The sequence below is a fragment of the Marinimicrobium agarilyticum DSM 16975 genome (assembly GCF_000423345.1).
GTDB lineage: Bacteria > Pseudomonadota > Gammaproteobacteria > Pseudomonadales > Cellvibrionaceae > Marinimicrobium > Marinimicrobium agarilyticum.
Genome location: NZ_AUHU01000003.1, coordinates 596,745 through 609,913, shown reverse-complemented (window position 1 = coordinate 609,913; position 13,169 = coordinate 596,745). Strand labels below are relative to the sequence as shown.

Annotated in this window: 8 protein-coding genes; 4 read left to right on the top strand and 4 right to left on the bottom strand. The window is 59.6% G+C overall.

Going from position 1 to position 13,169, the window contains the following annotated elements:
* Positions 1-117: 117 nt before the first annotated feature.
* Entirely contained in the window at positions 118-3,252 is a 3,135-nt protein-coding gene (locus G547_RS0102590) for an efflux RND transporter permease subunit (RefSeq protein ID WP_027328493.1), read from the bottom strand.
* Between the two features lie 3 nt (positions 3,253-3,255).
* Positions 3,256-4,482, bottom strand: coding sequence for an efflux RND transporter periplasmic adaptor subunit (locus G547_RS19835; RefSeq protein ID WP_036186469.1), 1,227 nt, complete (start codon positions 4,480-4,482; stop codon positions 3,256-3,258).
* Positions 4,483-4,851: 369 nt separating this feature from the next.
* On the opposite strand from G547_RS19835, the gene G547_RS0102580 reads away from it, so the two are divergent.
* The 4 genes from G547_RS0102580 (at position 4,852) to G547_RS19825 (ending at position 10,085) form a co-directional block, all read left to right on the top strand.
* A complete protein-coding gene (locus G547_RS0102580) occupies positions 4,852-5,616 on the top strand; it encodes a hypothetical protein (RefSeq protein WP_027328492.1) in 765 nt (254 codons plus the stop codon).
* A 90-nt stretch (positions 5,617-5,706) separates the two neighbouring features.
* Positions 5,707-6,210: an RNA polymerase sigma factor gene (locus G547_RS22450; RefSeq protein WP_051234660.1), complete on the top strand. Its 504-nt coding sequence runs from the start codon at positions 5,707-5,709 to the stop codon at positions 6,208-6,210.
* Positions 6,211-6,219: 9 nt separating this feature from the next.
* A complete protein-coding gene (locus G547_RS0102570; protein WP_027328491.1) occupies positions 6,220-7,218 on the top strand; it encodes a FecR family protein in 999 nt (332 codons plus the stop codon).
* 17 nt (positions 7,219-7,235) lie between these two features.
* Positions 7,236-10,085 (top strand): TonB-dependent receptor, encoded by a 2,850-nt coding sequence (locus tag G547_RS19825; RefSeq protein WP_169449418.1) that lies wholly within the window; start codon positions 7,236-7,238, stop codon positions 10,083-10,085.
* A 50-nt stretch (positions 10,086-10,135) separates the two neighbouring features.
* Here G547_RS19825 and G547_RS0102560 read toward each other — a convergent pair whose 3' ends face one another.
* Both G547_RS0102560 and G547_RS0102555 read right to left on the bottom strand, forming a co-directional pair.
* Complete coding sequence (locus tag G547_RS0102560; RefSeq protein WP_027328490.1) at positions 10,136-11,434, bottom strand: jacalin-like lectin; 1,299 nt, start codon at positions 11,432-11,434, stop codon at positions 10,136-10,138.
* A 168-nt stretch (positions 11,435-11,602) separates the two neighbouring features.
* Positions 11,603-13,057 (bottom strand): alkaline phosphatase PhoX, encoded by a 1,455-nt coding sequence (locus G547_RS0102555; RefSeq protein WP_027328489.1) that lies wholly within the window; start codon positions 13,055-13,057, stop codon positions 11,603-11,605.
* Positions 13,058-13,169: the final 112 nt, after the last annotated feature.

Genomic DNA, 13,169 nt, shown 5'->3' with positions numbered 1-13,169 from the left:
CCAGGCAGCGTCATCAACAGACAGCCGGGCATCGCTCAGGTTTCATTGCGCGAGGGGATACGGACAATCGTTCCGGCGGGATGAGTCTCCCGCCGGAACGCAAAGAGTGCGGAACGGCTACGGTGCGGCGGGCGTGCTGAGCTCCGGCGACGGTCGCCCGAACAGGCCGAGTACGCGCTGGCGAAGCCGAACACCCCCAAAATAGGCGCAGGGCACCAGAAAGAGCGTCACCACGGAGGAAAACAGAACCCCGAACGACAACGCCACCACCATGGGAATCAGGAATTGAGCCTGGAGGCTGCGTTCAAACAGGATCGGCAGCAATCCCACAAAGGTGGTGATCGAGGTCAGCACAATGGGGCGGAAACGGTCCACGCCGGCGTTCATCACGGCTTCCAGCGTGGCCTCGCCCCTGGCCCTGAGGGTATTGATTCGCTCCAGCAAGACCAGGTTGTCATTCACCACCACTCCCGAGCAGGCCAGGAAGCCGAAGCCGGAAAAGAGGCTGAAATCCACCCCCACGATCAGGTGGCCGAGCACCGCCCCGACAAAGCCGAAGGGAACAGCCAGCATGACCAGCAGCGGCTGCGAGAGCGAGCGGAACGCGATCGCAAACAGCGCCAATACCAGAACGAAGACTTTCAGGAAGTTGGACGCAAAATTGTCCCCAAACTCGGCTTGGCTGCGCAACCCGCCATCGGTGGACAAACTGAAACCGACAAACGCCTGTTTCCAGTTCATCAGGTTTTCATCCATCATGGTGCTGACGATTTTATTGGCGTCGTGGCCTTCTTCCACCTCTGCGGTAATCGCAATATTCCGACGGCGGTTGACCCGGCGGATGGTGCTGGCCCCCGGCACCAGCTCGACGTCGGCCACCGCTGCGATGGGGAGCTCACGCCCATCCGGAGTGCGAATGCGAATATGGTCGAGGGTGTCCAGGGTTCGGCGCTCTTCTTCCAGATAGCGCAGCATGACCCGTACATCTTCCTTGGCGCGGGGAATACGCTGAATCTCTTCGCCATAAAACCCTTGGCGCACCTGCCTGGCCACATCGCTCTGGGTGATGCCCAGGGTCTCGGCGTAGGGCTTGAGCGAAACTTCCACTTCAGTGCGTTCGGAGTCGAGATTACTGCGCACATTGAACACGCCCGGGTAGCTGGAAAGCGACTTGACCACTTCATCCACAGCGGCCTGCTGGGTTTCACGTCGATTGTCCAAAAGGTTGAGGTTCAAGGTGATGTCTGGCCCGCTCCCGCTCATGGTGGCGTTCAGGGAGTAACTTTGGGCCTCGGGCAGAGGGCCGATCAACTCTCGCAGTTTGTTTGCAATCGCCTCGGAGCCAACATGGCGGTCTTCATCATTGGTCAAGCCCACAAAGATGGTGGCGCTATTGCCATTAAGGTTGCGGTTGACCTCCCGAATAAATGTATTCCCCCGGTTTTGCTCCAACAACTCCGGGTCCTCAGCCAAGACGTCAACCTGATCGCGAATATGCTGGGCCACCGCCTGGGTCCGGGAGAAAGGGGTACCCTCCGAGAATCCAACATTCACCATCACCATCGGTGAGGGAATTTGCGGAAAGAAGCTGACGTTGATCCACCCGGCCATCACAATCGCGAGGGTAATCGCGAACACGAAGAAGAAGCCGAGAAAGGTGCTGCCCTTGCGGCGCATCATGGCCGCCAGTGCGGGCTGATAACGCTGGGTGGCGAAACGCTCCATACCGTCAGAGAAGCGGTGGCGAATCGCTTCCATTTTCCGGGCCGGATAAAACCGGCTGGGCTTTTCCGGCTTCATGTGCGAAAGGTGGGCGGGCAGTACAAACAATGACTCCATCAGGGAGAAAGCCAGGCACAAAAATACCACCCAGAAAATGGACCGGGTGAAAACCACGATATCTGAAGGGACATCGAGCATGGGCAGAAAGAAAATCATGGTGCTCATGACGGCGAGGAACACCGGCTTGAGAACCGAGTTGGTGCCGCGAACCGCCGCGACGCTGCCAACCTCCCCCCGCTGCTGATGCCGGTACACACTCTCCCCGACGATGATCGCGTCATCCACCACAATGCCCAGCACCATCAGGAAGGCGAACATGGATAGCATATTGATTGACACATCCAGAAACGGCAGCAGCCAGATGGCGCCGGCAAAGGTGGTCGCGATCCCCGCCACTACCCACAACGCCAGCATCGGTCGCAAAAACAGCATCAGGATGATGAAAACCAGTATCAGGCCGCTCAGGGCATTATCCTTGAGCAGGTTAAAGCGGCTGTCGAAAATGCTTTTGGACTCGAAGTTGATTTTCAGTTCCAACCCTTCCGGCAACTGCTTGCGGAATTCCTCCACGTAGCGACGAGCGTTCTCCGTGCCTTCGAACAGAAGGGGGTTATCACTCATTTTGACTTCCATGTTGAGACCGGGTTTGCCGTTCATGGTGAAGTCGATATTCTGCTCGGCAAAGCCGTCATTGATGACCGCCACGTCACGAAGCAGCAGCTGGCCACCGTCGCGGGTGCTGCGCACCACAATCTGAGCGAAATCCTCATAGTCATACGCCTGGGCGCGAGTCTGAATCTGCAGGTCACCGTCTTTGGTGCGAATGGTTCCGGCGGGAACGTTAACGGAAGATTCGCGGATGGCTTCGGCGAGTTCATTGAAACTCAGGTTGTACCGGCGCAGAGCGTCTTCGGACACCTCAATACTGACTTCATCGTTTTTAAGACCGGTAATGACGACTTCGGAAACCCCTTCGAGCAAGGCCATCTCGTCTCTAATCTGGTATCCCAGGTCTTTCAGCTGGCGCCGATCCGCATCGCCGTATAGCGCAATGTACATCAGCGTATCGCGCACCACGAGCTGGTTGATGACCGGACGCTCGGCGGAGGGCGGGAAGGTATTGATCGCATCCACCCGCCCCTTGAGGTCGCTGAGCAGCTCGCGCACATCGAAGCCTTCCGTCACCTCCACATTGACCGAGCCATAACCTTCACGGGATTCGGACGTAATCTGGAAAATACCCGGCAGGTCCGCGATGGCCTCTTCAATGCGCACCACAATCTGCTGCTCCACCTCGCTCGGGGCCGCGCCCGGATAAGCCATGGAGATGAAAATGCGATTGCCTTCGTAAGTCGGGGAGGTTTCCTTCTTGATCACGCTCCAACTGCTGAGGCCACCGACCAGCATGGCCAACATCAGCAGGTTGGCCGCAATCGGGTTGTCGACAAACCATTTGATCAGGGCTCGCATGGGTTACTCTCCCTGACCGTCGTTGCTTGAGGATACTGCGGTTACAACGGCATCGCCGCCGACAGCAGAGACGGGGTCCACGATCGTGCCGGCGGGCGTCAACGACTGCTTCTCGAGCGTGATTCTGGTCAGCTCGGGTAAGTCGGACTGCACCCAGATATGACGCGCGTCTTTGTGCAAGACTGTCACGCGCTGTTCCGCAACCTGGTTGTCTTCATCAAGCACCAACAGCGTGTCGCGCTCAAACAGCGCCTCGCGTGGAAGCTTCACCACACGCTCCAGCTCCCTTCCCTGAATATCGGCTTCCACAAAGAGCCCGGGCAGCAGAGGTGCCCGAGGCTGGCCTTGGGCGTCGGTAGATGCGAAAGGGCGCTGTACCTCCACCACGGCGTAATACAGGCGGGAGTCGGCATCCACAAAAGCGTCCGTGCGAACCAGTTGCCCGTCCCACTGCTGCGCCTGGCCCGCGACACTCCCCCGAATTGTCACCGGCACCGGCGGTCTGGAATCCATGGCGTTCTGAGGCGTCAGCGGCAGATCAATCAGTGCCGCCTGTTGTTCGGTCAGCGGCAGGCGCACTTCCACCACCTCCGCGTCGTAGACTGTGGCCAAGCGGGTACCGGCCGAGACAAACTCACCGATATCCACCTCTTTCTGACGAATCCGGCCGTTGAAGGGAACAGTGATACGGGTTCGTTCAAGGTTCAGGCGTGCGACGTTCAGCGCGCCTCGGGCCGAGGCCAGGCCCGCTTCGGCGGCCGCGACCTGGGGCTTGCGCAGAAACAGGTTGTTGGCGTTTTCCTCCCCCAGGTCCCGCCATTCCCGCTGGGCCTGACGGGCGCGACCCCGCTCCTCCGCAAGGCGCTGCTCAGCTTCGGCCACCCGGGACTGGGCCTCCAGCACCGCCGCCTGGTAATTGCGATCATCAATCTGGAGCAACGGCTGTCCGCTTTGAAAAAAACCACCCTCCACAAAACCGGCATCCACCAGCGTGATGCGGCCGGAGACTTCCGCCACCAGGTCAATCTCGCGTTTGGGCATGACGGTGCCCTGCGCCTGTACCGACAGGCGTAAGGTTTGCGGCTGCATCTGCGTGACGGCAACACTGACGTTGGCGGGTTCCTCCGCCGGTGGGCGCGGCGTGGGTTGGGGCTTGGCCGCGAACAGAACAACGATGGCGCCGATGCCCGCCGCCGTGATGCCTAACGGCAGAATGAACTTCTTCAACATGATCAATTCCCTCGTGAATACGCCTACCCATTCGCGATAGACACAATAGACAAGTAGACGCGTGAACCACGTCATTTGGATTCAGGAAGAGATCAGGGGAGTCTGTCTTTCGCGGTGCGGAACTGCCTGAGACCGTGATATGACCGTATGGCTGCCCGGGATGCCTTCCTTATGCGTTTTTCAATTAGCGATTTACCCCTTCTGTCGCCGGCGATGGAGCTCAGCGAAACCCGAGGCTTATTGTCAGGGCGGTATTATGGCACAGCTGCAACGATCCCGGTAGACAGGGAGCAAGCCAGGGCACTTTCGGGCCCCTTGGGGGTCTCAGACGTCAACCAATAACAACGCACACCGGGAAGGAGTGACACCATGCGCCGAGTAAACCTGCGTTCAATCACATTGACCGTGCTGGCGATAGTATTGGCCGGCCGGGCGGTGGCGGAAAGCCCGGCAGCGCTAATGGAAGCGCTGGAGCGACTGGACACTGCGACTCCGGTCAGCGCCCAACTGGAGTCAGAACTGTGGCGGGCCGAGGGCAAAGGCGAGAACAGGGAAGAAACCACACGAGCGATCACCATCAGCCTCGCCGACACCGCTGAGGGTTTTACCCTGCAGTACGGCCCCGATCTACTCGAACGCCTGGACGAGGAAGCTCAACGGCGGGTGCGCGACCCGGATGCCAAAACCCCGCTAAACGACTTTATCTGGCGATTGGACATGAATCAGTTGCGACCGCTGCTCTCCCCGGCCCAGGCATTGCACCGAAACTTGGAGCGCGCCCGTTTTCGCGAGGCCGCCGCCGATGAATATAATGGCCGGACCGCCACCCGACTGATCTTTGATCGGGACAAATCCGTGGTGCACAAACGCATGCGCCGGTACATCAAGGAGTTTCACTCCACCCTGGAGGTGTGGGTAGCGCCTGACGGCACTCCCTTGGCCAGCCGCCTCAAGCTTGAGGCCAAAGGTAGCATCCTGTTTGTGATTCGCGGAGAGCACCGGGAAGAGGTGGTCAACCACTATCATGTCGAAGACGGCCGCCTTATCATCACCGAACGCGAAGAGTGGCAGAAAACAGACCTGCCCGGCGAGCATCACGAAAGCCGTCTGGAGCAGCGATTGACTCTCGATTAACCGACTGCCGTTAAGCTTTTCTCAATACTGTCACAATGCCCTGCTAGGGTGGCCCGGTTCAAAACCATTCCACAGCCAGGGTAACCCGCAATGTCCAAACCCGATGTTGGCTCGCAGGAAGCGCTGTGCCGAGCGCTGGTTGATGGCAGCAGCCATATCAAGCGCTACTTGTCCCGACACAGCTCCGACGCCACTGAAGTGGCTGACTATTATCAGGAAGCGGTTGTTCGGGTTTTGGAGAAGGCGCGGGAGCAGTCCATCAGAAACCCCGTGGCCTATGCTCTGACTATTGCCAAGAACCTGATGACAGCGCCCTCGAGAACGACCCCATTGACCGATGAAATGGACCCGGAATGCCCCGGCCCAACGCCAGAGCAGCAAGCCGAGAGCGATGAGCGCTTCCGTCAGTTTCAGGCGATTCTACAACGCATGCCGCCCCTTCGCCGCCGGGTGCTGATTCGCCGCCGCCTGCACGGCGAGAGCCGCGAGGCGATCGCCCGCTCTCTCGGTTTAAGCGAGGAAGCGGTGAAGAAACACATCACCCGGGCGATGATTGATCTGCAACAAGCTATTGACCGCAACGACACGGCTTAGCCACATACCATGAGCTCCAAATCGATCAACACACACGCTCCCCGCACGGCGGCCTATGAAGAGGCCGCCGCCTGGCTTGAGCGCCTGTCAGACGGAGAGCTGGACAAAGTCAGCGCCCATCGTTTCAACCGCTGGCTCAACACCGACGACAACCAGGCTCTTTTTGATCGACTGCTTCGTACCTGGTCCGACCCCGCGCTTACCGAGGCCGCCCAGCAGAGCCAGACGCACACCCCGCTGCGCGAGCGCTACCGGGTCGCCTCCCGCGCCTGGCACCGATTCTGGTGGGGCGGGGCCGTCCTCGCCAGCCTGCTATTGGCCGTGTGGCTTGTACCCAGTTTCTACCCCCCCGCAACAGGCCCGGCGGTCACTGTGCAATCCGTGGCGACCGGGGTGGGAGCCCCCAAGGACCTCACTCTGGCTGACGGCTCTTCGGTACACGTGGCGGCTCTGAGCTCGCTGGAGGTGCGCCTGGAAGAGACCCGCCGCCTCGTGGCGCTCAAGCGCGGCGCCGCCTATTTTGCCGTGGCACCGGACAAGCAGCGTCCATTCTCCGTTCAGATGGGGAGGGCATCCGTCACTGCGGTAGGCACGGCCTTCAATATCGATCGCACCGCCAGCGGTATTGATGTCACCGTCCATGAAGGTGCCATTGAAGTGCGAGCCCATCCCGATGCCAAGCCGAGCTTGCTGCGGGCGGGAGAGCGGGTACGGATTACCGAAACAGGGCTTTCGGAGGTACAAGCCGTGGCACTGGCTCAGTTGGTCGATTGGCGCTCGGGCTGGGTCGAAGTCCAGGATGAGACCCTGGCTTTTCTGCTGGAGAAGCTGTCCCGACACAGCCCAACCCCGATCCGCCTCGCGTCTGCTGAGTTGGGTGAGCTGAGAGTGGCCGGACGGTTTCGTCTGCAGGATACGGACACGGCGTTAACCATGCTCAGCCAACTTTACCCACTTAAGGTCGATCACCAGCCAGGACGCATTTGGATCGAACCCGCATCGGACTGATGCCGGGAGGCTGGGTGATGTCTACCGCCCGAGCAGTCCATCGCCTCGTCCTGTGCTTGGGAGTGCTGTGCTCACTCGCCCCCTTCGTGGCCCGGGCGGAGCGCTTTGACATACCGGCCCAGCCTCTCGCTGACGCCCTCTCCGCTTTTTCCCGAGTCACGGAGCGACCGGTCATTTTCAAACCCGACGCCGTTCGGGGCACACGCTCCACAGCACTGCAAGGCGAGTTGTCACTGGAAGAAGCGCTGAATCAGCTGCTGGCCGACACCAGACTCACCGCTCAGGCCACTGGGGACGGCTGGCTGATCCTCCCCCAACCCGCGCCAGCCACGGCAAAGCCCGAAGCCACTCCGACCTTGAACGAGCTCTTGGTCGTCGGACGCTATTCCGATGCATTGGGCCGCGCCTTACAACAGGAACGACAGGCCAGCCGACATCAAGACATCATACTGGCCGAACGAATCGGCGAATTCCCCGCGCTCAATGTGGCGGAGGCGATCAAACGCAGCCCCGGCGTCTCTGTCGTTCGGGATCGGGGAGAAGCGCTGTTCATCAGTATTCGAGGGTTGCCCACACAATTCAACACCCTCACATTAAACGGTGCGCCGATCGCGAGCAACGAGAACACTCGCACTTCCGAACAGTACGGGAGACGCTTTCACTACGATACTTTGCCGGCGGAACTCATTGCCGGTCTGACGGTGAGAAAATCACCCCAGGCCAGCGATACCGAAGGGGCCATCGGCGGCAGTGTGAACCTCGAAACATTCCAACCGCTGGCGCTGGACGCCCCGGCGCTGAATGTCACCACGGCGATAAGCCACTCAGAGTTGGCTGACCGACAAGACCCTCGCGCCTCCCTGATTGGCTCATGGCACAACGCCGAGCAAACGCTGGGTGTTTTACTGGGGGCGAGCTACAGCGAGCGCCATCTACGCCAGGATCGGGCGCTGAACTTTCGGTGGTATTCACTGACGCCGGAGACGACAGATGCAGAAGCACCTCCCGCCAACAGCCTCTCGCCCGGCAGCGTTCGGCCCACACTGGAACTGGAGCACCGTCGACGACTCGGGTTGAACGCCGCCGTGCAGTGGCGGCTGGGGGAGCACACCGAAATCGACCTCAATTCGTTCGCCCTCGGCCAGCGCATCGGCTACCGGGAATACAGCTATAGCGCTGACTACGACCCGACCCAGTTGGACCTCGCAAGCATCGAATGGCGGCGACAGGCTCTCGTTGCCGGGCGCACCGAAACGGGATCATCCCAGATTGGTACCGAGTCCACGGAGCTGACCGACCGCTTTGAGGCACACAGCCTCGCACTGCGGCACACCGGTGGTCCATGGCGATGGCAGGCCCGTCTGACTCAGTCCGATACCCGAAGCTACAATAGCGAGCCAATACGACGAACACGCCTTCGCCGGGAAGACGACGTTTCCTTCGCATTTCGGTATTTTGAAAACGATGCCAACCGGCTACCGTCCATCGATTCGCTGGATGATACGCTCGACACACCGACCCGTTTCCCTGGGCGCCGCCTGGAATGGCGCGAGATCGACTCCGAAGACTCTTACTCCAGTGTCGGGCTAAGCGCCCTTCGACAGTTCGAGAACAGGGCGGTTACCCAGTGGGAGACCGGGCTGCAGTGGCGGGAGCGCCGCCGTGATTATCAGCGACGAGACGCGCTGATCACCGAAGGCATCGATGGGCGCTACTTTCCGCTGGGCCATTTCCAACCATTGCCCGTGGACGACTTCCTCACCCGCGACGCCGGACGCCTTCCCCGTCAATGGTGGGTCCCGGACGAATCAGCTTTCTGGGCGGCGGTGGACACTCAAGCGCTGGCAAAGCGCCCCCCTTCAGCCGAGGACAAACAGAACTCCTACCAGGTTCAGGAAGCCGTCAGTGCCCTTTATTCACAACTCCACTGGGAGCAAGCGCCATGGCGAGGAGACATCGGCCTGCGCTATGCACTCACCCGGCAGCGCACCTTCGGTTATCGCGGCAGAGGGGACTCAGAACCTCCAGATCCGGTCTCCGCCCAGAGCCGCTACGGACACTGGTTGCCCGCCCTCAATATGGCATACCAAGTCTCAACGAACCATCAGTGGCGGTTTGCTCTGGCCCGCACCATGAACCGACCGGACCTTCAAGACCTGGCGCCAAGGCTGACCCTCAACTCCGGGGACGAACATACCGCTGTAGGCGGGAACCCCTTGTTGGCCCCTACCCTGGCCTGGCAGACCAACCTGGCCTGGGAGTGGTACTTCGCTCCGAAGAGCCTTTTCAGCGCCGGGGCATTTTGGACCGATCTTGACGACTTTATTCAAAACGATATTTTGAACATTGAGCTTGATGGAACGCCTTATGAGCTGACCACAAAAAGCAACGGCGCACGAGCCAGAGTTCAAGGCCTGGAATTCGACTTCCAGCACATGCTGCCATTGCCTTCCCCGCTTTCGGGAGAACTGGGTTTACAGGCCAACGTGACGCTCACCGACTCGCGGGCGCACTACCGACTTGATGGTCAAAGCGTCACTGATGACCTTGCCGATGTCTCCGGTCGGACCATAAACCTGGGGCTGGTCTATGAAACCCGGCGATTCGGCGTTCGGGCTCACTACAACTGGCGCGACCGGGTTCTGAAAAACGTGGGCACCGCCACCCTCGCTTCTCATGATAGCAATGCGTTTGGCACGCTCGATGCACAATTCGCCTATCACCTGTCGGACGGTGTGAGCATGACCCTTGAGGGGATCAACCTGACCAACGCAGCGGAGTGGGAGTCCGTCGCCGGCAGCGAGTTTGCGGGCTATACCTACTATGGCCGAACCTTTCTGCTCGGCATGAAAGCCTACTTGCAGTAACGGGCTGGCACCGAGGAGCGGCCGTGAAAGACCGCCCCTTTTTCTTCGGGTTACTGCTCCCGAGCCACCAGTCCGACTCGGTCTATCTCATCGCCCGAACGACCATAGGTGCCGATAAATCCCGAACCGGCGGGTGCGGTTAGCGTTCGGCAGGTTCCCTGGTAGCTTCCTGCCGCCAAGCTTTGGCCCATATTGGTTGTCAAAGACAGATAAAATACCCGGGTATGCCCGTTGTGTTTCGCCTGACAGGCCGTTACCTGCTCAAGATACTCACCCTCGGCCAATGTCATGGCCTGCACCGAACCACCGGTTCCGCCGTGACTGAGCGTCAAGCCATTGCGGTAACCGAAGGCCAACCCGTCTACACGGCTTCCGGCCCGAACGGTGACACTTTGCACGCTCGGGTAACCGTTGTTATGGAGTACCTCCAAGTCGTTGAAGAAACGACCGTGAGGTCCACCCACCGTTTCAGTCAGGCTCAAGCCATTATCAAAGCTTACATCGAACAATGCGGCCACGGGGTCGTGATCTGACAGTGGATCGCCGTTCTCGTCCACAAACTCGGCCGGCACTTGCGCCTGAGCCAAAGACAGCCGCACAGCGGGCGAGCTGCGGAACAGAATTTTATCCACTCGCTCACAGTTACCGCTGTTCGGGTTCGAGCAGTCGGTGAGTGCGGGATCACCACTTTCCGGGTAGTTTTCGCCGCGCGCGGTCGCCACCCACACATCGGTGAAACCCGCCGCAATGAATGCATGCAGTTTGTCGGGGGAGCGGGTATAGCGGGAGTTGGTATCCCCCGCCACAACCACGGCATGGCCAGCGGAAACTGTCTCGATCGCAGCCAGCAACTGCATCAGATTGCTTGCTCGCGCCGCATTGGACTGTGCATCCACGGCCGCATCCGCATGCAGATTGTATACATCGACAACGGCACCGTTATCCAACGTCATTCGTGAAAAGGAGTACCCCTTGGGAGTCAGACAATCGGTGCCGTCATCAAACACACCGTGACAGTCATCCCACTGCACTCGGGTAAAGTCCGTCACATCGGTGAAGGCGAATCGGTTCATGCCATCGCCCAGGGCAATATCGCCCGAGTGCGGTGATTGATAGGAATGGTTCAGCTGGCCAACCAGGTCACTGTGGTAACTGAAATCTTCCTGAACCAGAACGATATCGTAGCCGTTCAACAACGGACTGATTTTTTCGGTATTGGTCGCTGGGCTTGCGGAACTGAACGCATCCGGCAAGCCCGCCACATTGTAAGTAAGAACGCTGAGCGCCTCACCGGCGTCGACGTGGGCGCTGAACGCCAACGCCATAACAACCCCTAAAAAACGATTCACAAAAGATCTCCTATGATAATGGGAAGGTAGTGCAGCGTCTGAAAACCTCAGCAGACATTCATAAGAGTCTTGAAACCGCTTTTAAGGGACAGGGAAACGCATGAACTTTACGTGGCGTTTTTGTGACGAATTATATTCCGGAGCGGACGCCTTCGCTGGGTTCGTGAGTCAAGCACTCGGACGGACCCGATGCCACGGCCCGGTTACCGCCAGGGTGAACCCCGGGCGTTGGATGTTCACAAAAAGCGTGCTGCCATCCGGCGAAAAGCAGGCGCCACAAAACTCGCCCTTATCCGGGTGGGCGTTCATGGCGAGCGTGTAGACACGCCCCTGAGGGGTCATGCCTCGAATGTAATTCACCATGTCCGGTTGGTCAGAGTAACTGTCTTCACAGATAATCAGATCGCCCCAAGGCGCGATGGCCAAATTATCGCAGGACTCCATCAGGGACCGGTCCCGGCTTTCATACATCAGCGTCAGCTCGCCCGGATTTTCCTTTTCCCGGCGGGTGCCTTCGTCGGGGCTCGGCCGGTAGCGCCAGATCTGACCGATGTGTTTGGGCCCACCCCCGGTAGCGGCGAAGAAGATTTCCCGCTGCCCGTCGGTTCGGCGTGCAGAGGCAACCCCCTCACAGCGGGAAAAACGGGCGGCTCCCTCGTCGGCGCCCCGAATACTCAAGTCACCATCGGGAGAGGTCACATCCTCCAGGTCCATCCAGCGACACCGGAAACTCTCGCCAATGGACACCGGGCGAGCGCTCTGGTCACCGACGTCCTCCGGCCAGTTTCGCGTCAGCGCCGAGGGCCAGCCCTCAATCACCAGCGCCTGCAGCCTACCTCCGGCCACCAGCCGCTGGGGCTCATTGGGAAGGAAACGATAAAATAAGGCGTGATCATAATCCTCTGTCATATAGATGACCCCGGATTCACTATCCACAGCCGCCGCCTCATGCGTGAAACGACCCATATCGGTTAAAGGAATGGGGTCGACAAGGCCGGTCGCGGTGGCGGGAACCTCAAACACATAGCCGTGCTCGCGGCCAAAACCTTGCCCCTCACCCACAAGTGTTTCCTCGCAGCTCAACCAGGAACCCCAGGGAGTCGGACCACCGGCACAGTTGCGTGCTGTTCCGATAAGACTCAAGTGAGACCGCTCAAGCGTACCCGTCTGGTGGTCAAACACCAGTGTCGTGGTGCCCCCATTGACGGGCAACCCTGCTTGAAAACGGTCGAACGCTTTTTCTCCGACGTGTTTTCTGGCCCGATTGAGGTCACCGCCAAAGGCGTCCACCTCGGCGCCTAGAGAATCAAGCTCGTGGTTGCGCACCAAAAAGCTTTTGTGTTTCCGCCCGGGGACGGGGAAGGCCGCCATACCGTCCGGCGCGCTGGGCGTGATTAGCCCATCACTCATTCGATCGCCAGTGCGAGACAGAAGGCGATAACTAAAACCGGGCGGTAGGTTTAGCAAACCGGCCGGATCTCTGACCAGCTGCCCAAACGGGTCTACGCCATACTCTGGGTCCACCGCATACACCTGGGATCGAACCCAGGGGCTGGCCAGCCCACCAAATGCCACTGCGGCCGCACTGGCGTTTCGCAAAAAGTGACGTCTTGATACTTTCATCGTTCACCTCAAAATAAAAAGGGCCGCATTCATCCGAATGCGGCCAAAGAGAGGACAGCTCACACAGAGGTCCTAGGAGAGTCTGCTGTCGTTACGGGGCTTCGGTCTAAAC